This window comes from Streptosporangium nanhuense (assembly GCF_059358815.1).
On record NZ_JCADBG010000012.1, the window covers coordinates 103062 to 124134 of the forward strand.

The window sequence follows — 21073 nt, forward strand, 5'->3', positions numbered from 1 at the left end:
CGCTCTCGATACCCCTCAATCGCGACACAAGTGGACAACATCAGACCACAAGGTCATGGGAAAGAATCGGCAAAACCGACATAGCGACTTTAATCGTTACGAAGGAGACGAGAGACCGCTACTGTTACCGGAGGGCAGCAAGTACTTGGTCGCGCACCTGCGCCCGCTGGACCTCGTCGGTCAACGGGCGGCCGGCTCTGTCGACCACGTAGAAGACGTCCACCGCCTCTGCGCCGAGAGTCTCCACACGCGCGGCTCGTACGTCAAGACCGCATTCACCAAATGCTCTACCAATCCGCCACAAAAGCCCCGGACGGTCATGGGCACGCACCTCGATGACGGTGGCGGTGTTGGACGCGTCGTCCACCAGGTTCACCCTCGGCGGCGCCACCGGCACCCGGGCCGGACGCATCGACCTGGTCCTCCTGGCCAGGCGTTGCTCGATGTCGAGGCGGCCGGCCAGGACCAGGCGCAGGTCGGCCTCCAGCGTCGCGGGGTCGGGCGGCGAGCCGTACTCGGGCACGACCGAGAACTCGATGACCGCGGTCGTGCCCGCCGAGGCGGCCGACGCGGCGCGGACCACCATCCGGTGCGCGGCCAGCACCCCGGCCGCGCGCCAGAGCAGCCCGGCGCGGTCGGGCGCGACCACGGTGACCGCTCCCCCGTTGACGCGCACGGCACCGCCGCCGTGGCGGGCCAGGGAGGCCTGCTCCACCGAGAGCGAGGGCGCCGGGCGCAGCGGGGTCCCCGAGAGCGCCGAACGGACCCGGCGTACCAGGTCGGCGACGAGCGAGGCCTTCCACGAGTTCCAGGCGGCGGGCCCGGTGGCGTGGCCGTCGGCCACGGCGAGGGCCGCCAGCAGTTCGAGGACCTCGCGCGAGCCGACGGCCTCGGCCACCCGGGAGATCGTCACCGGGTCGTCCAGGTCGCGGCGGGTGGCCGTCTCGGGCAGCAGCAGGTGGTGGCGGACCACGGTCTCCAGGATGTCGACGTCGGCCGGGGGCAGGCCCATCCGTGCCCCGATGTCGCGGGCGACGACGGCTCCGGTGGTGGAGTGGTCGCCGGGGTATCCCTTGCCGATGTCGTGCAGGAGCGCCGAGATGAGCAGCAGGTCGGGCCGGGAGACCTCGCGGGTGAACGAGGCGGCCCCGGCCGCGGCCTCGATCAGGTGCCGGTCGACGGTGTAGCGGTGCACCGGGTTGCGCTGCGGGCGGTGCCGCACCCGCTCCCAGTCGGGCAGCAGGCGGACCAGCACCCCCGCCTGGTCGAGCTCCTCCCAGACCGGCACGGCCGCGCGGCCGGCGCCCAGCAGCGCCACCAGGGCGTCACGCGCCTCGTCGGGCCAGGGCACGGGCAGCGGCGGCGACTGGGAGGCCAGCGCGGTGACCGTGGCGGGCGCCAACGGCAGGCCCGCCTCGGCCGCGGCGGCGGCGGCGCGCAGCACCAGCACCGGGTCCTTGCGCGGGTTGACCCCGCGGGCGAGCACGACCTCCCCGCCGTGCTCGACGACGCCGTCGGCGAGCGGGCGGCGGCCACGCGGGGTGGGACCGGTCAGCAACCGGTCGACGGTGCGCCAGGTGGCGTCGAAGGAGTGCCCGATCGTCCTGGCGGCCTCGGCGAGCCTGCGCATCAGCGCCTCGGCGTCGAGCAGGCCGAGCATCCCGGCGACGGCGTCCTGCTCCTGGAGCACCAGCCTGTCGGCGCCGCGGGCGGTCACCAGGTGCAGGCCGTGCCGGATGTCGAGCAGCAGCTCGTAGGCCTCACGCACCCGCGGGCCCGGCGCCGAGGCGACCCAGGCGGCCGCCACGGCCTGCATCGCCTGCACGTCGCGGATGCCGCCGCGGGAGTCCTTCAGGTCGGGTTCGAGCAGGAACGCCAGCTCCCCGCTGGCCTCCGCCCGCTTGTCGGCGGCGTCGCGCAACTCACCCAGGCGGCGCCGGGAGTCGGCGCGCCACTCGGCGAGCACGATCTCGCGCGCCGAGCGGGTCAGCTCCGGATCCCCCGCCACGTGCCGCGCCTGGATCAGGCCGAGGACCGCCTTGAGGTCCTCCCTGGCGACCTTGGCCGCCTCGTCCACCGTCCGCACCGAGTGGTCGAGCCCGACCCCGGAGTCCCAGATCGGGTACCAGATGCGGTCGGCGACGCGCGCCACGTCGTCCCGCCCGTCGTGGAGCAGGACCAGGTCGAGGTCGCTGCCCGGTGCGAGCTCGGAGCGTCCAAGGCTCCCGACCGCGACGAGCGCGACTCCGCTGAGGGCGCCGCGCTCGTCGTTTCTCGTCGTTCCCCCGTTGGGCCCGTACGGCGTGCCGACGGCGGTGCGGACCAGGTCCGTCAGCCAGCGGTCGATGTCCGCGGCCCGTTCCTTACGGGCCGCGGCGTACGAGCGAGTGTCGCCTCTCACCGGTTAGAGCGCCTCAGGTCCGCGTTCTCCGGTACGGACGCGAACGACCGTGTCCACCGGAACGGACCAGACCTTGCCGTCACCGATCTTGCCGGTCTGCGAGGCCTTGACGATGACGTCGATGACGTCGTCGGCGTCCTCCTCCTCGGCGAGCACTTCGAGGCGGACCTTGGGCACCAGGTCGACCTGGTACTCGGCGCCGCGGTAGACCTCGGTGTGACCGCGCTGGCGGCCGTAGCCGCTGGCCTCGCTGACCGTCATGCCCTTGACCCCGAACTGCTCCAGGGCCGCTTTCACGTCATCGAGCTTGAACGGCTTGATGATCGCGGTGATGAGTCTCATGCGTCCACCTTCTTAGACGCCGGGGTGGGGGCCGGACCGTTGACGGCGGCCACACCCGAGGAGTGGATGGTGCCGAGGTCGTAACCGGTCTCGGCGTGGGAGGTGATGTCGACGCCCGTGATCTCTTCCTCGGCGCCGATCCGGAAACCGACCGTCTTGTCGATGATCTTAGCGATGATCCAGGTGATGATGAAGGAGTAGGCGCCGACCGCGACCGGGCCGAGAATCTGCAGGCCCAGCTGCTTGACGCCGCCGCCGTAGAAGAGGCCGGTGCTCTGCTGGTCCAGGAACGGGTAGGCGGCGATGAAGCCCAGGGAGACCGCGCCGACCACACCGCCGACCAGGTGCACGCCGACCACGTCGAGGGAGTCGTCGTAGCCGAACTTGTACTTCAGGCCCACCGCGAAGGCGCAGGCGGCGCCGGCGACGAGGCCGAGGAGCAGGGCGGCCCAGGGGTCCACGAAACCACAGGCCGGGGTGATGGCGACCAGACCGGCGACGGCGCCGGAGGCGACACCGAGGCTGGTGGCGTGACCGTCGCGGATCTTCTCGACCACGAGCCAGGCGCCCGCCGCGGCGGCGGTGGCGATCTGGGTGTTCATGAACGCGAGGCCGGCGGTGCCGTCCACCGCGAGCTCGGAGCCCGCGTTGAAGCCGAACCAGCCGAACCACAGGAGACCGGCGCCGAGCAGGACCAGGGTCAGGTTGTGCGGCCGCATCGGCTCCTTGCGCCACCCGGCGCGCTTGCCGAGCACGAGCGCCAGTGCCAGCGCCGCGGCTCCGGCGTTGATGTGGACCACGGTGCCACCGGCGAAGTCCTCGATGCCGAGGTTGAACAGCCAGCCGTTGCCCCAGACCCAGTGGGCCACGGGGAAGTAGACGATCGTCGCCCAGACGACGGTGAACAGCACCCAGGCGCCGAACTTGGCGCGGTCGGCGATGGCACCGCTGATCAGCGCGACGGTGATGATCGCGAAAGTGAGCTGGAAGGCCGAGAACACCAGGCTCGGCATGCCCGTGCCATCGTCCTTGGTGGCGGTGTCGACCAGGCTCTGCAGCCCAAGGGCGTCGAAGCCGCCGATGAACTTGTTGACGAGCTCGCTGCCGTTGTCGGTGAAGGTCAGCGAGTGCCCGTAGAGCACCCATGTGATGGTGACGGTGATGATGCTGACGAACGACATCATCATCATGTTCAGGACACTCTTGGCCCTTGTCATTCCTCCGTAGAAGAACGCGAGGCCAGGAGTCATCAGCAGCACCAAGGCGGTAGCTGTGAGCATCCAGGCAGTGGTGCCGCTATCGATCTTCATTCGACGCGACCCTCCCTTACAAATGGCGTGTGGCCGGTTTCACAGTCGCAGTGATCGCTTCCTGGGCTCCATCGACCGGCCGCGCACTGACGTTGCGCCACAGCGTGTTCTTCCACCGTTTCAAGGTGCGACCTTGCGTGTTTCACATCTGTGAATCTCGGCCGCATGGTGTTTCAGACGTGTTTCGGACAAGGCGTGCCATGACTTGCAGATGACCTTAAAACGGGCCAGGTGGGCGGGGCTTGACGGTTCCCAGGGGGTTGGATGTCCCCGCCCGTGAGGGTCGCCACGCCCACCGCACCCTCTCAAGACGGACATATAGGTAGGGCCGTAACCCCTGGCCAAGGGCCCGTGCAGCCTTGATCGACTTCGTCGCCGTTCACGCTGCGGCGGGCGGGTGCTCCGGACGGCCGTCTCAGTGGCTGTCTCGTGGTTCAGGCCTCCGGCCTGCGCGGGCGCGACGGTTGCGGGCTTCTTTTAAGCCGTCCGGAACACCCGCCCACCTCCGCTGCACACTTTCTCGCCGTACGGCCGCGGACCGTAGTCGCTTTCTCTCCGGCCGCCCAGCGGACTCTGTGCGGCTGAAGCAATCCGTACGAGACCATTCGGGGCGAGCCGCCGTAACTGAAGCGTTACTTTCGAAAGGAGCGCACGGCGAGCGCCGTGAGAATCAAATGTTCGGCGGGGTCAGGTCAGAAGCCCGGTGGCGTACATGAGGGCCATTCCGGTGAGGATGCCGGCGATGCCGAGGGGGTGCAGCAGCCGTCCGGTGTGGTCACGTACCGACGGCGCGATCTGGAGTATCACCTGCACGATCGCGCCGACGCCCAGGCCCAGCAGCAGCGCGGCGATCGCGGGTTGCACCGTGGCGGCGCCGAGCCAGGCACCGATGATCGCCGGGCTGCCGGCGATGAGGCCCAGAAGTGCCAGTCGTGACGGTGAGGTGCGTTCCTCGCTGACCGGCGCGACGATGGCGAGGCCCTCGGTGGTGTTGTGGATCGTGAAGCCGACGACGAGCGTCGCGCCGAGGGCGAGCGCGCCGACGGCGTAGGCCGAGCCGATCGCGAGTCCCTCACCCAGGTTGTGCAGGCCGATGCCGACGGACACGAGCAGCGCCAGGCGGTGGCCGCCCGCCTGCCCCGGTCGCGCGGCCAGCCAGGCGTGCACGCCGGACAGCAGCAGGTACGCGACGACGGCGCCCATCGCCACGAGCCCGGCGCCGCCGAGCCCGCTCGCGCCGGCGTTGGCGACCTCCATGCCCTCCAGCGCCGCGTCGATCGCCAGCCAGGCGAGCAGGCCGATGGTCAGTGCCATCAGGGCGCGGATCCAGGCCGGGGGCACGCGCCGCAGCCACGGCAGCCAGAGCATCCCGATGGCCACGGGGATCACCCCGACGTACGTCCCCAGGATCGCCATCAGGCCGACGAATCCCGACGGGTCGGGGGTCGCGACGGCGACGGGGATCTCGTGGGCGACGACGCCCCCGGTGGAGGTGAGGAGCGTCACCTCGTAGGCCTCCGCGTCGACCCACGGGTAGGTGATCCGGATGTTGGCGGAGCCGAGGCGGCCGATCTCCGGTTCGCTCGTCCGGAAGTCGGTGAAGGCGTCGTTGACGGCGACCTGGACGACGGCGACCGGATCGGCGCCCTGGTTGCGCACGACCAGCTCGATGGAGCCCGCGCCGAGTATCGTCCGCTCCACCGTGAGCTCCTCGGCCGGAGGGCCGTTGCGCGCGGCCAGGCCGGGGCCGTCCAGGACGGCGAGACCCGCGACGGCCACGGCGATGACGCACAAAGGCAGGAGACCCAGCAGCCATGTCTTCAGGCGGGTGCCGCTCGGATGACGCGTCTGGTGGTCCTCCACGTCACCGGTTCCTCTCGCACTCGCTGGAAGCGGTGCCGCCGCAACCGGCCTCGAAGAAGCCCATCCAGCCGAGCTCGGCGAACTCCGACTGGTGCGCGTGGAACATGAAGCGCCCCTGGCGGGAGAACGTCATCTCGAGGATTCCCCGCTGGCCCTGGCACAGCATCACGGTGTCGGTGTGTTCCGCCGGGCGCGGCGAGGTGCCGGTCGGATACCAGTCGAAGAAGTTCCCGTGGACGTGGAAGGAGTTGACGAGGTCGTATTCGAGGATGTTGACGAGATAGATCCGCACCAGCTCGCCGACGGTCACCTTCACCGGCTCCCCCATGTACGCGAAGGGGATGGTGTTGACCGCGTACAGCTCGTTCGAGCGGTCGAAGTTGGTGTCGAACCCGTTCATGACCATCACCAGCTCGTCGGCCTCGGTGCGCGCCCCCTTCGGGTCGATGACGAAGGCTCCGTACAGGCCCTTGGCGATGTGGGCGGCGAGCGGCGTCACGTGGCAGTGGTACAGATGCACGCCGAACGGCTCCGCGTCGAACTCGTACACCGTCCGCCCGCCCGGCTGGATCAGGCCGAGGCCTATCCCCGTGACCCCGTCGACCTCCGCCGCGTGCAGGCCGTGAAAGTGAATCGTGTGCGCGTGCGCCGATTCGTTGACGAGGGTGATCCGCAGGCGGTCGCCCTCGTTCGCGCGAAGCGCGGGCCCGGGAATCCTGTCGTTATAGGTCCAGGCGGGGAACACGACTCCGGGAGCCACCTCGATCGGCCTCTCGCGAGCCACCAGCGTCCATTCTCGAAGCGTCCTCCCACCGGGCAGCGAAGACGCCTTTCCCCTGTCGAAATCCCGGAGGAGCGCCGTTGGGTGAAACCCGTTCTTGCCATTGTCCACCTGGGTGCCCGACCTGAAGCCGGCGTGCGCGGAGCCCATGGTGTGTGCCGGAACATGCTGGTGGTCGCCCGGTCCGGGTGCCGAAACCGCCGGCCCTCCGGCCAGACGCGCGGCGACAGCGGCTCCGACAGCGGGAGCCAATGCGGCAATTGCGCTACGTCGAGAGATGTCTGACATATGAAACACGGTAAATGGTCAAGGCTCGCGTTACAATACGCAAATTAAGCCCCCATTTGACCCAATATGCCAGAACAAAACATGCTTTGCTGGCGATGACGGTCAATGGCAATTCCCGCCGTACAACCAGGCCCATGACGACAATCCGGCCAGTCGACATACCATTAATAACCGATTTAACGGAATTGTCGTAATGAGTCTTTTCCAGTCTGATCTTGCGGATGAGGGCGGGTACGGCAGACCCGGACGTCGACGAGGGCGAGGCTCGGGATCGGCCATGCCGGCCGGCCCCGGTGATGAGTTGTCGCGCCCGCACCCGTCATACCTACGACGGAACATGACGAGACGGAAAGGATGACGTGATGAGTGCGGGCACAGGGCTGGAGGAGCTGGGCGTGAGCGGGCTGGACGAGGTCGACGAGCCGGCGTTCTCGGGGCTGGCGGAGCGGCACCGGCGGGAGCTGCACGTGCACTGCTACCGGATGCTCGGATCGTTCGAGGACGCCGAGGACACCGTGCAGGAGACGTTCCTCCGTGCCTGGCGGCGGCGGGAGACCTTCGAGGGGCGGTCGACGTTCCGGGCCTGGCTCTACCGGATCGCCACCAACGCCTGCCTGGACCTGCTCGCCAAGTGCCGCCCGGAGCCCGCGACCGGCGGCGAGGTGCTGTGGCTGCAGCCCTACCCGGACCGGCTGCTCGACGAGCTGCCCGCGGGCGACGCGGACGAGCCGGAGGCCGTCGCGGTCGCGCGGGAGACGATCGAGCTGGCGTACGTGGTCGCGGTCCAGCACCTCGCGCCGCGCCCGCGGGCCGTGCTGATCCTGCGGGACGTGCTCGGCTGGCCGGCGAAGGACGTCGCGGAGCTCCTCGGAGACTCCGTCAACTCCGTGAACAGCGCGCTGCAGCGGGCCCGCGCCGGCATGCGGGAGCACCTGCCCGCCGAGCGGCAGGACTGGACCGGCGGCGAGGAGGACGCCGGGACGCGCGAGCTGGTGCGCCGCTACACCGACGCCAGCGTGGCCACGGACGTCGACGGGCTCGCCGCGCTGCTGCGCGACGACGTCCGCTGCTCGATGCCGCCCACGCCGGGCCTGTACGTCGGCCGCGACACGGTGGTGAACGACTGGGTCGAGAACGGCTTCGAGAGCATGAAGGGCCTGCGCGCCGTCCCCACCTCCGCGAACCGGCAGCCCGCCGTCGCCTTCTACCTCTGGCAGGAGCGTGAGGGCGCGTACCTGCCGCTGACGATCGACGTCCTGCGCGTCACCGACGGGGCGATCGCCGAGATCGTCACGTTCCACGACGACCGGTTCCCGCGTCTCGGGCTGCCGGAGCGCCTGCCGGCGGACGGCACGGAGTAGTCCCGGCCGTCGCACGACGAGTCGCCCCCGGGGCCAGGACCGTCACATGCCGGTCAACCCACCCTTACACCGGTTACCGAATGATGAAGGATGACATGAACAGCACGAACGACACCGGGGTCGTCGCGGGCCCGGCACCGGGCCGCACCGGCCGCACCCACCGGCTCCTCGGGCTCGCCGGAACCGGTTTCGTCGCCACGCTCGCGGCGACGGCGGCCACCACCCTCGCCGCCGCGCTCGCCCAGGCCGCCGGCGTCGACTTCGAGATCCCCGACGGCGGCGAGACGATCCCGTTGCCCGGGTTCGCCGTGGTGACCGGCTTCTTCTCGGTCGTGGGCATCGTCATCGCCGTCGCTCTTCTTCGCTGGAGCGCCCGCCCCGCCGAACGATTCGTGTGGACGGCGGTGTCACTGACCGCGATCTCGCTGGTCCCGCCCTTCCTCTCCGGGGCGAACACCGCCACCGTCATCGCCCTCCTCGGGCTGCACCTCGTCCCCGCGGCGGTGATGATCCCCACCCTGGCGCGGAGCCTCCGCGCCCGGACCGATTGACGATCCCGCGACGGGACACGCGGCGTCCCGGCGGGGCGGAGCGCGCCGTTCGTGACGCGGGAGGGCGGTCACTGTTCAGGCCCGAGCTCACACCACCGTGACACGGTACGGCGCCCCGCCCTGCGCTCTTCTCCGAGGTGGAGCTTCAGCTACGGCGCCCCACGCCGAGCGCTCCCGTACGGATCGCTTCAGCCGCGCGGGGAACACCGGGCGGCCGGAGAGAAAGCCACTACGGTCCGCGCACCGTACGGCGAGAAGGTGTGCAGCGGAGGTGGGCGGGTGTTCCGGACGGCTTAAAAGAAGCCCGCAACCATCACGCCCGAGCAGGCCGGAGGCCTGAAGCACCAGACAGCAACTGAGACGGCCGTCCGGAGCACCCGCCCACCGCAGCGTGAACGACGCCGGAACCCACCGCCACAGCCCGAACAGACGGCCGAGCGCCAACGGCCATGAAGCCCTCCGCCAAAACCCGGTACGGCCCGAACAACCACGGACCCGCCGCAGCGACAAACCTCACCGCAGAAAACGATCCGGCACGGTCCAAACGAGACCGTGCCGGATCGTCAGGGACTAGGCGGCCGTGGCCATCTTCCGCAGCCGGGCCAGAGCGTCGCGCTCGATCCGGCGGGCGCGGTCGCGGCCGATGCCGTAGCGCTCGCCGACCTCGGTCAGCGTGTGCTCGCGGCCGTCCATCAGGCCGTAGCGCCAGCGGAGCATCTCGCGGGTCTGCCCCTCCAGCCCGGTCAGCCACACCTCCAAGCGCTCGCGCTCCAGGATGTCCATCGCCTGCTGCTCGGGATCGGCCCAGGTGTCGTCGGCGATCATGTCGCCGAGCTCGGTCTCGTCCTCGTCGCCCACTCCCAGCTGCAGGGAGACGGGGTCGGAGGCCCAGCGGCGGAGCTCACGCACCCGCTCGATGGGGAGTTCGAGCACCGTCGCCAGGTCGGCGTCGGTCGGCTCCTGGTCGAACTCGGCCAGCATGTCGCGGCGGACCCGCATCAGCCTGGTCATCTGCTCGCCCGCGTGGGTGGGCAGGCGCACCGGCCGGGCCTGCTCGTGGATGGCGCGCCCCACCGACTGCCTGATCCACCACGTGGCATATGTCGAGAACTTGTAACCGCGCCGGTAGTCGAACTTCTCGACCGCGCGGACCAGTCCCAGGTTCCCTTCCTGGACCAGATCGATCAGCGGCATTCCCCGCCCTGAATATTTGCGCGCGACGGCCACCACAAGACGTAGATTGGCCTGGATGAATTCATCTTTGGCCCTCCGCCCGGAAACGGCCAGTCGTTCAAGCTCCTCATCGGCCGCGTCCCCGATCCGCGGCTCCGTCAATCCGCCCAACCCACCGTCCAGCAACTGCTCGGCGAAGAGACCCGCCTCGATCCGCTTGGCGAGCTCTACCTCTTCCTCCGCGGTGAGCAGGGGCACCCGCCCGATCTCTGCCAGGTAGGTCCCGAGCAGGTCTCGATCAGAGACATGCTGATCCTGCGTCCGATTCCCCGTCGGCCTTGCCATCCGATGGCACCTCGCTCCGCCTGCTTATGACGTGTCCACCCGCTCGCTCGACGCCCCGTGCGCACAGACACATCGCTTGTCTTTTCAACGGACGTGCCAGGGCAAAGATTCCCTCAAAAAGTACGCCTGGAGAATGGTTTGGATTTCCTCCTCAAGGAGGAGGTTTCCTAGCGTGCCGCTAAGCGCGCAACTAACCCCCGCGAAGGCCCTCAAACCAGGCGTCGGCCCCGCTTCCAGACCTGCGTCACCAGCGGCACGCCCGGCCGGTAGGCCAGGTGGACGTACGAGGGTGTGTCGAGAATCACCAGATCCCCCCGGCTCCCCACCCGCAGCGTGCCGACGTCCCCGCGGCGCAGCGCCCTGGCCCCGCCGTGCGTGGCGGCCCTGATCGCCTCCAGCGGCGTCATCCGCATCTCGCGTACCGCCAGCGCCACGCAGAACGGCATGGAGGAGGTGAAGGAGGAGCCCGGGTTGCAGTCGGTGGCCAGCGCGACCGTCACCCCGGCGTCCAGCAGGCGGCGGGCGTCCGGGTAGGGCGAGCGGGTGGAGAACTCCGCGCCGGGCAGCAGGGTGGCCACCACCCCCGACGACGCCAGCGCCGAGACGTCGTCGTCGGTCAGGTGGGTGCAGTGGTCGGCGGAGGCCGCGCCGACCTCGGCGGCGATCCGCACCCCGGGCCCCTCGCCCAGCTGGTTGGCGTGGATCCGCGGCAGCAGTCCCGCCTTCACCCCGGCCAGGAGGATCTCCCTGCTCTGGTCGGCGTCGAAGGCCCCGCGCTCGCAGAACACGTCGACCCACCGGGCGTGCGGCGCGCAGGCCTCCAGCATCTCCCCGGTGACGGTGCGGACGTACTCGTCGGCCGAGGAGGCGTCGGGGGGTACGACGTGCGCGCCCAGGTAGGTGGTCTCCTCGGTGAACCCCCGCGCGATCTCCAGTGACCGGCGCTCGTCGCCGACCGTGAGGCCGTAACCGCTCTTGATCTCGACCGTGGTCGTCCCCTGCGCGAGCATCTCGGCGACCAGGGCCGCGGTGCGCGTCACGAGCTCGGCGTCGGAGGCGGCGCGGGTGGCCGACACCGTCGTACGGATGCCTCCCGCCGTGTACGGGCGGCCCGCCATCCGGGCGGCGAACTCGGCCGTGCGGTCGCCCGCGAAGACGAGGTGGGCGTGGCTGTCGACGAAGCCCGGGATCACGCAGCGCCCGGCCACGTCCACCCGCTCGTCGGCGCCCGGAGCCGCGCCGGCGGGCCCCACCCACACCACCTCGCCGCCCTCGACGACGAGCGCCGCGTCCTCGATCTCCTCCCGCGCGCGGTCGCCCGTGTAGAGCAGGCCGATGCGATCGAAAAGGGTGCTCGTCACCGGCCGGTCCTCGCTCGTCATACCGACTTCTCCTCTCGCGCCTCGGCGATCGCCTCGGCGAGCATGGTGCCCACGTCACCGAGGGCGTGTCTGCCGTCGACGACCACGTGGCGCCCCCCGGACACCACGGAGTACACGTCGGCGGCCGTGGCGGCGAAGACCACGGTCTCGGCCAGGTGCTCCGGGGCGGCCCCCGCCGTGCGGACCGAGTCGAGGCGCACCGACACCAGGTCCGCCCACGCGCCGGGGACGAGCATGCCCGCGCCGGCGAAGCCGAGCGAGTCGTGCCCGGCGGCGGTGGCGGCGTTCAGGAGCTCGGCGGCCGACCAGTGGCCGCGCCGCTCGGTGGCCAGCCGCTCGTCCAGCTCGACCGCGCGTGCCTCCTCGAACAGGTCGACGACCGCGTGGCTGTCCGAGCCGAGCGTGATGGGCGAGCCCGCCTCGAACAGCCTCCTGGCCGGTCCGATGCCGTCGGCGAGGTCGCGTTCGGTCGTCGGGCACATGCACACGCGCGTGCCGGAGGTGCCGAGCAGCGCGACGTCCACGTCCGACAGGTGCGTGGCGTGTACGGCGGTCGAGCGGGGGCCGAGCGCGCCGTGCGCCTCCAGCAGCTGGACCGGGGTCGCGGCGTAGGCCTCCACGCAGTCGGCGTTCTCCGCGCGCTGCTCGGAGACGTGGGCGTGCAGCGGGACCGCGTGGTGCCGGGAGAACTCGGCGACCACGGGGATGTGCTCGGCCCTGACCGCGCGGACCGAGTGCACGGCCACGCCGATCTCCACGTCCCGCTCGCCCCGGTATCCGGCCGCGAGCGCCTCCGCCCGCGCGGCCCACCCGTCGGGGTCCCGGTCGCCGAACCGCCGCTGCACGCCGCTCAGCGGGGTGCCGACGCCGCCGGTGAGGTAGCAGGCGTCCAGCAGCGCGATGCGCAGCCCCGCCTCCCGAGCGGCCTGGACGAGCGCGTGCCCCATGGCGTTCGGGTCGTCGTACGGCCTGCCGTCGGGCCCGTGGTGCAGGTAGTGGAACTCCCCCACGCAGGTGATCCCGGCCAGTGCCATCTCGGCGAACGCGGCCCTGGCGAGCCTGAGGTAGGAGTCGGGGTCGAGCGTGCCCGCCAGGCCGTACATCCGCTCGCGCCAGGTCCAGAAGCTGCCCCTCTCGCGCTGCGTCACCCCGCGCAGGGCGCGGTGGAAGGCGTGGGAGTGCGCGTTGGCCATCCCGGGGAGGGTGAGCCCGGCCAGCCGGACGGCTCCGCCCGGCGGGGTCGCCACGCCGGTGGCGATCTCGGCGATCAGGGTGTCCCTGACCTTGACGAGCACCCCCGCGACGACCTCGCCCGGCGGCAGCCAGGCCAGCTCGCACCAGTAGCTCAGCTCCCGCACAGATCCTCCACAACGGCGGCGAGGGCGGTGACCCCGGCGTGGCAGTCGGCCCGGTCCGCGTGTTCCTCCGGAGAATGAGAGATGCCCGTCGGATTGCGGACGAACACCATCGCGCTGGGGACACCCGCGGACGCCAGGATGCCCGCGTCGTGCCCGGCGCCGGTCGGCAGGACGGGCGCGCTACCGGCCCCTCCTCCGGCCGCGCCCCCGGCCGCGCCCCCGGCGGCGGCCGCGACCCGCTCCCGCAGGACCGCGTCGAAGTCGACGACCGGGGTCCACGACTCGACGGTCACCTCGGCGCCGGAGAAGTCGCTCAGCTCCTCGACCAGGTCCCTGAGCGCGTCCTCGTCGCCGCCCCTGGCGTCCAGCCAGGCGCTGACCAGGCCGGGGACGGCGTTGGCGTTGTTGGGCGACACCCGCGTCCTACCGAAGGTGGCGAGCACCCCGTTGCGCTCGGCGGCCTGGCGGGCGTGCAGGACGGTACGGGCGAAGGGCAGCATCGGGTCGTCGCGGTCGGCCAGCCGGGTGGTGCCCGCGTGGTTGGCCTGGCCGTGGAAGTCGAACCGCCAGCGGCCGTGCGGCCAGATGGCCGAGGCGACGCCGACCCGGGCGTCCCGATGGACCAGGTCCTGCCCCTGCTCGACGTGGAGTTCGACGAAGACACCGATGTGCCGCAGGGTCTCCTCGTCCCGGCCCAGCGCGCCGGGGTCGCGCCCGGCCCCGCGCAGCACCTCGGCCAGCGAGTCGCCCTCGTCGTCCTTGAGGGCGCGCGCCCTGTCGGGGTCGAGGATGCCGGTCAGCAGGCGGGAGCCGACGCACGGCACGCCGAACCTGGCGCCCTCCTCGTCGGTGAAGCAGGCGATCCCCAGGGGGCGTCCGGGCCGGAAGTCCCTGGCCCGCAGCAGGTCGAGGGCGGCGAAGGCCGACACGACACCGAGGGGGCCGTCGAAGGCGCCGCCCTGGCGCACCGAGTCGAGGTGGCTGCCGGTGACCACGCCGGGTCTGGCGGACGGGTCACCCCACCAGGCCCACAGGTTGCCGTTGCGGTCCTCCCTCAGGTCGAGGCCGCGCCTGGCGGCCTCCTGCCCGAACCACCGCCGGAGTTCCAGATCCGCGGGCGACCACGCGTCTCGCAGGTAGCCGCGGGTCCGGCCGTCACGTCCGAGGTGCTCTATGGCACCCCACATCTCGTCGAACACCCTCCCATTATGTGAATGAGTCCATTCATTGGCGAGCCCGCCGCACCCTCGGCTCCGCCACGCGTCCGATCACGCCGCACCTTCGGCTCCACCACGCGTCCGGTCACGCCGCACCCTCGCCTCCGTCACATGTCCGGTCGCGCCGCGCCTTCGGGGCTCTCGCGCGGGACGGCGCCATAGGGCCGGCCCCCACCGCGCCGCCCTCAGCTGGGGGGACCGGCGGCGGGGCGGACGGTGATCTCGGTGATGTGGGCGTCGGGGGACGCGGTCAGGGCCGCGACCGCCAGCCGGGCCACCGAGTCGGGGTCGAGGTGGTCCTCCGGCCGGTAGGGGCCGCCCTCCTGGGCCCGTACCTCGCGCTGCATGTCGGTGGCGACCCGCCCCGGGTAGATCGTGGTGACCTGGAGCTCGGGCTCCTCCAGGCGGAGCCCGTCGGCGAAGGCGCGCAGCGCGTGCTTGCTGGCCGCGTAGGAGACCCAGTTCGGGTTGGCCCGCTGCCCCGCCCCGGAGTTGATCAGAACCACGTGGCCGCGCGCCGCGCGGAGCGCGGGCAGCAGCAGCCGGGTCAGCTCGGCCACCGCGATCACGTTGATCTCCATCGTGCGCCGCCACACCTCGACCGGGGTCTCCTCGACCCGTCCCAGGGTCACCACGCCCGCGCTGTGCACCAGCACGTCGAGCCGGTCGATGCCGGCGACGTCGGCCTCCGTGACGGCGGTGAGCTCCACCGGCCAGGGCCGTGCCGCCGAGGCCGCCGAGGCCCCCGAGGCCCCCGAGGCGCCGGACAGGCCGGAGGCCACCTCGGCCAGCGCCTCGGTGTCGCGGCCGCCGAGCAGCAGGTCGTGCGTGGGGACCAGGGCGCGGGCGATCGCGGCGCCGATCCCCCGGGAGGCGCCGGTGACCAGCGCGATGGGGCGTGCGGGCATGACGATCACCCTACTCGGGGCGGAACGTCTCCGGCCCGGGACGCTCCAGCGTCAACGCCAGAACGTTCTCGCGCGGGTAGTCGAGATCGTCCGGCCGGACCCTGACCGCCTCGGCCGCCGCCTCCAGGATCACGCACCGGTACCACTTGCCGTCCTCCAGGAACCACCAGGGCCGCATCAGCACCTCCAGCCCGGACCGGTGGACCACCTCCAGCGCCTCCTCCTCGCCGGAGGGCTTCCCCATCGGGTAGCCGAACACGGTCAGGGGCTCCCAGCCCCCGCCCGCCGGGCGGACGAAGCCCATGAGGGCACCGTCGTCGTCACGTCTGATCTCTCGCATGTTTGACACCATACTCAAATTTGAATACAAATTTGAGTATGTCCTCCACCCGGATCCTGCTGCTCGGCGTGCTGCTCGACGGCCCGCTGCACGGCTACGAGGTACGGCGCCGCCTCGAACTGTGGGGCGCCGACAACTGGGCCAACGTGGCCTACGGCTCGATCTACCACGGTCTGGCCAAGATGGCGGAGGAGGGACTGCTGGAGATCATCGAGCAGGGCAGGGGCGGCAAGACGGTCTACGGCATCACCGAGACGGGCCGCGCCGAGTTCGGGCAGCAGCTGATGAACAGCTGGTGGTACGTGAAGCCGATCGTCGACCCCTTCCAGGTCGCGCTCACCTTCATGGACCGCCTTCCCCCGGCCGACCTGGTCAACGCCATGGAGGCGAGGGCCGAGCAGCTGCGGGCGTCCATCTCGATGATGCGGCGGGCGCTGGGTGGCAAGCAGGGCTACGGAGCCCCCCGGCACATCGACGAGTGCCTCCAGCTCAACATCCGCCAGTTCCAGGCGCAGCTCGACTGGATCGAGGCGTCCGTCGCCGACGTCAGGGCCGGGAAACTGCCCTGAGACCCGCCCGGGGCCGCGCACCGGGACACCGGCCGCCCCCCGGAACCCTCCGGGGGGCGGCCGGCCGGAGATCCGGTCGAGACTCCGCCGGTTCCCCGAACCTGTTCCCATCCCCCAACGGAGAGCCATGATCATCGAAGCGCACGACCTGCGCAAGACCTTCACCACCGGGCGCGGCAGGGACGGCTCCCGCGAGGTCGAGGCCGTCAAAGGCGTCGACCTGTCCGTCGCCGAGGGCGAGATCTTCGCCTTCCTCGGCCCGAACGGCGCGGGCAAGACCACCACGATCCGGATGCTCGCCACCCTGGTGACCCCCACCTCCGGCACCGCCCGGGTGGCGGGCCACGACGTGGCCACCGAGGCGGCCAGGGTCCGGGAGAAGATCGGCTACGTCGGCCAGGGCGGCGGCGTGGACGAGAACTCCTCCGGCCGCGAGGGCCTGATCCTCGCCGCCAGGATCGGCGGCATGTCCCGCGCGCGGGCGAAGGCGCGAACCGAGGAGCTCCTGGCCGCCTTCGACCTGGCCGAACTGGCCGGCCGTCCCGTCCGGACGCTGTCCGGCGGGCAGAGGCGCAGGTTCGCCCTCGCCGTCGGCCTGGTCAACCACCCGCCGCTGTTCTTCCTCGACGAGCCCACCACCGGCCTCGACCCGCAGAACCGCGCCAACCTGTGGGACGAGGTGCGCTCCCTGCGCGACCGGGGCACCAGCGTGCTGCTGACCACCCACTACCTGGAGGAGGCCGACGCGCTCTGCGACCGGCTGGTCATCGTCGACCACGGCCGCGTCGTCGCGGAGGGCACCCCCGCCGAGCTCAAGAAGGAGGTCGCGGGCGACGTCGTCACCCTGCGCCTCGACCGGGCCGCCGAGGCGCGGGCGCTCCTGGACGCCGAGCCGTACGTCAGGGAGGTCCGCGAGGAGGGGGACGTCCTGCGCGCCTACCTCGACGACGGGGAGCACAACCTGCCCGCCCTGCTTCGCGCCCTGGAGGCCGCGGGGCTGCCGATCCGGTCGATCTCCCTGAGCCGGGCCACGCTCGACGACGTGTTCCTGCGCCACACCGGCCGTTCCCTGCGCGACGCGACCTGAACGACGAGGACCTCCCCATGCTCCGACACACGATGTTGTTTTTGGGCTACGAGCTCAGGGCCACCCTGCGCAACCCCGTCTGGCCGCTGTTCGGTCTGATGCAGCCCCTCCTGTACCTGCTCCTCTTCGCGCCGCTGGTGGCCAACACCACCGCGGGCGGCACCATGGGCGACACGCTGCGGATGTTCACGCCCGGCGTGATGATGATGATCGCCCTGTTCGGCTCGCTCTTCGTGGGCTTCGGCATGATCGGCGAGATCCGCAACGGCTACCTGGAACGGCTCGCGGTCAGCGCCGTGTGGCGACCCGCGATCGTGCTGGGCCGCACCCTGCGCGACACGATCGTGCTGGTCGTCCAGGCCCTGCTGGTGATCGCGCTGGCCACGCTGATGGGCATGCGGGCCAGCCTGCCGGGGCTCGCGCTCATGCTGGTGCTGATGGCCGCCACCGGGCTGCTCGCCTCCGGCCTGTCGTACGGCATGGCGCTGGCGCTTCGCGACGAGAACGGCATGTCGCAGACCATGCAGTTCTTCGCGATGCCGCTGATCCTGCTCACCGGCATCATGCTGCCCATGTCGCTGGCCCCCGACTGGATGCGGGCGGTCGCGCAGTTCAACCCGCTCTACCACGCGGTCGAGGCCGGCCGGGCGCTGTTCGAGGGCGACTTCTCCGACGGCTCGATCCCGCTGGCCTTCGGCCTCGTCCTGACCCTGTCGGCGGTCAGCCTGCGCTGGTCGGTCGGCTCGATGAAACGGCTCGCCGGATAGGCCCTGCGGGGCCCTCGCGCCGTCAGTCGAGCTGCTCGGTGAAGACCCCGGCCTGGTCGGTCATCCGCTCGTACTCCTCCAGCCGGGCCTGTGTGCGCAGCGGCGCCGCGTCGGCCATGGCCTCCACCAGCACCATGGCCAGGGCCAGCGGCGCCGCGTGCGAGTCGAAGACCAGCCGCTCGCCGACGGGGGCGGCCAGCACCACGTCGGCCTCGAAGGGCGCGTCCCGCCGGTCGGTGATCACCGCCGTACGCAGGCCGAGGTCGCGGGCGCCGCGCAGGGCCTGCACGGCCTCCGCGGGGTAGCGGGGCAGGATCACCGCGACCAGCCAGCCCGCTCCCGCCCGGCGCGCGGCGTACAGGCCGTCGGCCAGCTCCGAGCCGCCGTGGGTCAGCAGGCGGACGTCGGGGTGGATGCGGCGCGCGAAGTAGGCGAACGTGGTGGCCAGCCCGCTCGACACCCGCAGGCCCAGCACCGGCAGCGGCTCGCACCCCGCCAGGCTGGCGCCCAGCTCCGAGAGGCCGGAGGGATCGCTCAGCGTGTCGCGCACGCTCCGCAGGTTCTCGATCTCCACGTCGATCGCCGTCTGCAGGTCGTTGGCCCGCGACGGTTTCCTGCCACCCACGACGAGGGGCCGCAGCGCCTGCCTGAGCTCGGGGTATCCGGCGAAACCGAGCACCACCGCGAACCTCGTCACCGACGGCTGGCTCACCCCGGCCCGGTCGGCCAGCTCCACGCTGGACAGGAAGACGGCCTCGGACAGGTGGTCGCCCAGATAGCGCGCGATCCGCCGCTGCACGGGCGACAGCCGCCGCCCCTCAAGAAGCCGATCGAGTCCGTCGCCCACGCCCCCTCCAACCGCTCGAAGCCCCACGAGCATTCCCCTCCCCGTCCCGCCCCGTTGTCGTTCCTACACCCGGACGGGAGGGAGTGAGCGGCGCCCGGAGGATTAGCGCCCCGGAATCGGGTGAGGTACGCGAATCGGCGCCCGGTCGAACCGGTCAAAAGCCGCGTGTCCCCAGTTATGACGCGCGCCGACCAGGACCCGCGGGCCCCGATCGGCGGCGGGCCGATCGGAACCCGCGCACCCCGGTCACGGAACGCGTCCCGCCAGGACCCGCGGATCTCCGGTCGACGGCGGACCAGGACCCGCGCACCCCGGTCACGGCGCGCGTCCCGTCAGGACTCGCGCATCGGGATGCGCACGCCTCGCTTCTCGGCCACGGTGACGGCCTCGTCGTACCCGGCGTCGACGTGGCGGATGACCCCCGTGCCCGGGTCGTTGGTGAGGACCCGGTTGAGCTTCTCGGCACTGAGCCTGGTGCCGTCGGCCACGGTGACCTGCCCGGCGTGGATGGAACGGCCGATGCCGACGCCGCCGCCGTGGTGGATGGAGACCCACGCGGCGCCGGAGGCGACGTTGAGCATGGCGTTCAGCAGCGGCCAGTCGGCGATCGCGTCGGAGCCGTCGGCCATGCCCTCGGTCTCCCGGTACGGGCTCGCGACGCTGCCGCAGTCGAGGTGGTCGCGGCCGATCACCAGCGGGGCCTCGATCTCCCCCGAGGCGACCATGTCGTTGAAGCGCTCCCCGGCCAGGTGGCGCTCGCCGTACCCGAGCCAGCAGATGCGGGCGGGCAGTCCCTGGAAGTGGACCTTCTCCCCGGCCAGCCGGATCCACCTGGCGAGCGGCTCGTTGTCGGGGAACAGCTCCAGGATCGCGCGGTCGGTCTTGGCGATGTCGGAGGCGGACCCGGACAGCGCGGCCCAGCGGAACGGGCCCTTGCCCTCGGAGAACAGCGGCCGGATGTAGGCGGGCACGAAACCGGGGAAGTCGAACGCGCGGGTGTAGCCCGCCAGCTGCGCCTCGCCCCGGATCGAGTTGCCGTAGTCGAAGACCTCGGCCCCGGCGTCCTGGAAACCGACCATCGCCTCCACGTGGGCGGCCATGGACTCGCGGGCCCTGCGGGTGAAGCCCGCCGGGTCCTTCTCGCGCTCGTCGGCCATGTCCTCGAAGGCCACGCCGACCGGCAGGTACATCAGCGGGTCGTGGGCGGAGGTCTGGTCGGTGACGACGTCGATCTCGGCGCCCCTGCGCAGCAGCTCGGGCACGACCTCGGCCGCGTTGCCCTCGACCCCGATGCTCAGCGGCCTGCGCTGGTCGCGGGCCTCGTACGCCAGGCGCAGCGCCTCGTCGAGGTCGGCGGCGCGGACGTCCAGGTAGCGGTGCTCGATCCGCCGGTCGATCGACCTGGGATCGCAGTCGACGCAGATCACCACGCCGCCGTTCATGGTCACGGCCAGCGGCTGGGCGCCGCCCATGCCGCCGAGCCCGGCGGTCAGCGTGATCGTCCCGGCCAGGCTCCCGCCGAACCGCTTGGCGGCCACGGCCCCGAAGGTCTCGTAGGTGCCCTGCAGGATGCCCTGGGTGCCGATGTAGATCCAGGAACCGGCCGTCATCTGCCCGTACATGGTCAGCCCGGCGGCCTCCAGGCGCCGGAACTCCTCCCAGTTGGCCCAGTCGGGCACCAGGTTGGAGTTGGCGATGAGCACCCGGGGGGCCCACTCGTGGGTGCGGAAGACCCCGACGGGGCGGCCCGACTGCACCAGCAGCGTCTCGTCGCCCTCCAGCGTGGTCAGGGTACGGGTGATCGCGTCGAAGGAGCGCCAGTCGCGGGCGGCCTTGCCCGAGCCGCCGTAGACGACGAGCTGTTCCGGGTGCTCGGCGACCTCGGGATCGAGATTGTTCTGGATCATGCGGAGCGCCGCCTCCTGCGGCCACCCCTTGGCGGTGAGCGTGGTACCGCGCGGCGCGCGCACGATCCGGCTGCCGGACATGCCCGACCTCCCCCTCAGGAATGAATGAATGTATTCATATTTGGTCACCCGGAGGCCACAGGTCAACCCGGGAAGGGGGGTGTCGCGAGCGGCGTGCCCGCGACACCCCCGGTGGTGGCCGTAACGATCCACACGCCCGGACCGCGTCCCGCACGGACGGGACCGGGTGATCGAATGCGGCGAGCGCCCGATGGG

General features: G+C 71.4%; 18 protein-coding genes. 5 read left to right on the plus strand and 13 right to left on the minus strand.

Going from position 1 to position 21073, the window contains the following annotated elements:
* Window positions 1–124 precede the first annotated feature (124 nt).
* The 5 genes from AC5L38_RS23180 to AC5L38_RS23200 all read right to left on the minus strand — a co-directional run bounded on the left by AC5L38_RS23180 (window position 125) and on the right by AC5L38_RS23200 (window position 6700).
* Window positions 125–2401, minus strand: coding sequence for a [protein-PII] uridylyltransferase (locus AC5L38_RS23180; protein WP_495244924.1), 2277 nt, complete (start codon window positions 2399–2401; stop codon window positions 125–127).
* A gap of 3 nt (window positions 2402–2404) precedes the next feature.
* Window positions 2405–2743 carry a P-II family nitrogen regulator gene (locus AC5L38_RS23185; protein WP_495244925.1) on the minus strand — a complete coding sequence of 113 codons (339 nt, stop codon included), beginning with the start codon at window positions 2741–2743 and terminating at the stop codon, window positions 2405–2407.
* Window positions 2740–4053, minus strand: coding sequence for an ammonium transporter (locus AC5L38_RS23190; protein ID WP_495244926.1), 1314 nt, complete (start codon window positions 4051–4053; stop codon window positions 2740–2742). Before AC5L38_RS23190 ends, AC5L38_RS23185 begins: the two co-directional genes overlap by 4 nt.
* A 687-nt stretch (window positions 4054–4740) precedes the next feature.
* Entirely contained in the window at window positions 4741–5916 is a 1176-nt protein-coding gene (locus tag AC5L38_RS23195; protein ID WP_495244927.1) for a ZIP family metal transporter, read from the minus strand.
* A gap of 1 nt (window position 5917) precedes the next feature.
* Entirely contained in the window at window positions 5918–6700 is a 783-nt protein-coding gene (locus AC5L38_RS23200; protein WP_495244928.1) for a multicopper oxidase domain-containing protein, read from the minus strand.
* 647 nt (window positions 6701–7347) lie between these two features.
* On the opposite strand from AC5L38_RS23200, the gene AC5L38_RS23205 reads away from it, so the two are divergent.
* Complete coding sequence (locus AC5L38_RS23205; protein WP_495244929.1) at window positions 7348–8346, plus strand: RNA polymerase subunit sigma-70; 999 nt, start codon at window positions 7348–7350, stop codon at window positions 8344–8346.
* A 95-nt stretch (window positions 8347–8441) separates the two neighbouring features.
* Window positions 8442–8897 carry a DUF6069 family protein gene (locus tag AC5L38_RS23210; RefSeq protein WP_495244930.1) on the plus strand — a complete coding sequence of 152 codons (456 nt, stop codon included), beginning with the start codon at window positions 8442–8444 and terminating at the stop codon, window positions 8895–8897.
* 570 nt (window positions 8898–9467) lie between these two features.
* On the opposite strand, the gene AC5L38_RS23215 is transcribed toward AC5L38_RS23210, so the two are convergent.
* From AC5L38_RS23215 to AC5L38_RS23240, 6 genes are all read right to left on the minus strand, one after another.
* Window positions 9468–10415 (minus strand): sigma-70 family RNA polymerase sigma factor, encoded by a 948-nt coding sequence (locus AC5L38_RS23215; protein ID WP_362680216.1) that lies wholly within the window; start codon window positions 10413–10415, stop codon window positions 9468–9470.
* A gap of 209 nt (window positions 10416–10624) precedes the next feature.
* Window positions 10625–11797, minus strand: a complete 1173-nt coding sequence (gene hutI, locus AC5L38_RS23220) for an imidazolonepropionase (RefSeq protein ID WP_495244931.1) — start codon at window positions 11795–11797, stop codon at window positions 10625–10627.
* Window positions 11794–13155, minus strand: a complete 1362-nt coding sequence (locus AC5L38_RS23225; protein ID WP_495244932.1) for a formimidoylglutamate deiminase — start codon at window positions 13153–13155, stop codon at window positions 11794–11796. The genes hutI and AC5L38_RS23225 overlap by 4 nt, the downstream gene beginning before the upstream one ends.
* Window positions 13143–14342: an allantoate amidohydrolase gene (locus tag AC5L38_RS23230; RefSeq protein WP_495245059.1), complete on the minus strand. Its 1200-nt coding sequence runs from the start codon at window positions 14340–14342 to the stop codon at window positions 13143–13145. Before AC5L38_RS23230 ends, AC5L38_RS23225 begins: the two co-directional genes overlap by 13 nt.
* A gap of 215 nt (window positions 14343–14557) precedes the next feature.
* Window positions 14558–15280: an SDR family oxidoreductase gene (locus AC5L38_RS23235; protein WP_495244933.1), complete on the minus strand. Its 723-nt coding sequence runs from the start codon at window positions 15278–15280 to the stop codon at window positions 14558–14560.
* A 10-nt stretch (window positions 15281–15290) separates the two neighbouring features.
* On the minus strand, window positions 15291–15620 hold the full coding sequence (locus AC5L38_RS23240; RefSeq protein WP_495244934.1) for a hypothetical protein: 330 nt from the start codon (window positions 15618–15620) through the stop codon (window positions 15291–15293).
* A 38-nt stretch (window positions 15621–15658) separates the two neighbouring features.
* Here AC5L38_RS23240 and AC5L38_RS23245 point away from each other — a divergent pair, with 38 nt between their 5' ends.
* The 3 genes from AC5L38_RS23245 (at window position 15659) to AC5L38_RS23255 (ending at window position 18043) form a co-directional block, all read left to right on the plus strand.
* Complete coding sequence (locus tag AC5L38_RS23245) at window positions 15659–16189, plus strand: PadR family transcriptional regulator (protein ID WP_495244935.1); 531 nt, start codon at window positions 15659–15661, stop codon at window positions 16187–16189.
* A 130-nt stretch (window positions 16190–16319) separates the two neighbouring features.
* Window positions 16320–17276 (plus strand): ATP-binding cassette domain-containing protein, encoded by a 957-nt coding sequence (locus AC5L38_RS23250; RefSeq protein WP_495245060.1) that lies wholly within the window; start codon window positions 16320–16322, stop codon window positions 17274–17276.
* 17 nt (window positions 17277–17293) lie between these two features.
* Window positions 17294–18043 carry an ABC transporter permease gene (locus AC5L38_RS23255; protein ID WP_495244936.1) on the plus strand — a complete coding sequence of 250 codons (750 nt, stop codon included), beginning with the start codon at window positions 17294–17296 and terminating at the stop codon, window positions 18041–18043.
* A 22-nt stretch (window positions 18044–18065) separates the two neighbouring features.
* On the opposite strand, the gene AC5L38_RS23260 is transcribed toward AC5L38_RS23255, so the two are convergent.
* Both AC5L38_RS23260 and hutU read right to left on the minus strand, forming a co-directional pair.
* A complete protein-coding gene (locus tag AC5L38_RS23260) occupies window positions 18066–18890 on the minus strand; it encodes a MurR/RpiR family transcriptional regulator (RefSeq protein WP_495244937.1) in 825 nt (274 codons plus the stop codon).
* A 332-nt stretch (window positions 18891–19222) separates the two neighbouring features.
* Window positions 19223–20878 (minus strand): urocanate hydratase, encoded by a 1656-nt coding sequence (hutU, locus tag AC5L38_RS23265; protein WP_495244938.1) that lies wholly within the window; start codon window positions 20876–20878, stop codon window positions 19223–19225.
* Between the last annotated feature and the right edge of the window lie 195 nt (window positions 20879–21073).

Excerpts from the sequence above, each read along its gene's own strand:
- hutU (WP_495244938.1), bottom strand. The coding sequence starts at position 20,878 with ATGTCCGGCAGCCGGATCGTGCGCGCGCCGCGCGGTACCACGCTCACC.
- AC5L38_RS23240 (WP_495244934.1), bottom strand. The coding sequence starts at position 15,620 with ATGCGAGAGATCAGACGTGACGACGACGGTGCCCTCATGGGCTTCGTC.
- AC5L38_RS23230 (WP_495245059.1), bottom strand. The coding sequence starts at position 14,342 with ATGTGGGGTGCCATAGAGCACCTCGGACGTGACGGCCGGACCCGCGGC.
- AC5L38_RS23205 (WP_495244929.1), top strand. The coding sequence starts at position 7,348 with ATGAGTGCGGGCACAGGGCTGGAGGAGCTGGGCGTGAGCGGGCTGGAC.
- AC5L38_RS23190 (WP_495244926.1), bottom strand. The coding sequence starts at position 4,053 with ATGAAGATCGATAGCGGCACCACTGCCTGGATGCTCACAGCTACCGCC.
- AC5L38_RS23185 (WP_495244925.1), bottom strand. The coding sequence starts at position 2,743 with ATGAGACTCATCACCGCGATCATCAAGCCGTTCAAGCTCGATGACGTG.
- hutI (WP_495244931.1), bottom strand. The coding sequence starts at position 11,797 with ATGACGAGCGAGGACCGGCCGGTGACGAGCACCCTTTTCGATCGCATC.
- AC5L38_RS23255 (WP_495244936.1), top strand. The coding sequence starts at position 17,294 with ATGCTCCGACACACGATGTTGTTTTTGGGCTACGAGCTCAGGGCCACC.
- AC5L38_RS23210 (WP_495244930.1), top strand. The coding sequence starts at position 8,442 with ATGAACAGCACGAACGACACCGGGGTCGTCGCGGGCCCGGCACCGGGC.
- AC5L38_RS23215 (WP_362680216.1), bottom strand. The coding sequence starts at position 10,415 with ATGGCAAGGCCGACGGGGAATCGGACGCAGGATCAGCATGTCTCTGAT.
- AC5L38_RS23245 (WP_495244935.1), top strand. The coding sequence starts at position 15,659 with ATGTCCTCCACCCGGATCCTGCTGCTCGGCGTGCTGCTCGACGGCCCG.
- AC5L38_RS23235 (WP_495244933.1), bottom strand. The coding sequence starts at position 15,280 with ATGCCCGCACGCCCCATCGCGCTGGTCACCGGCGCCTCCCGGGGGATC.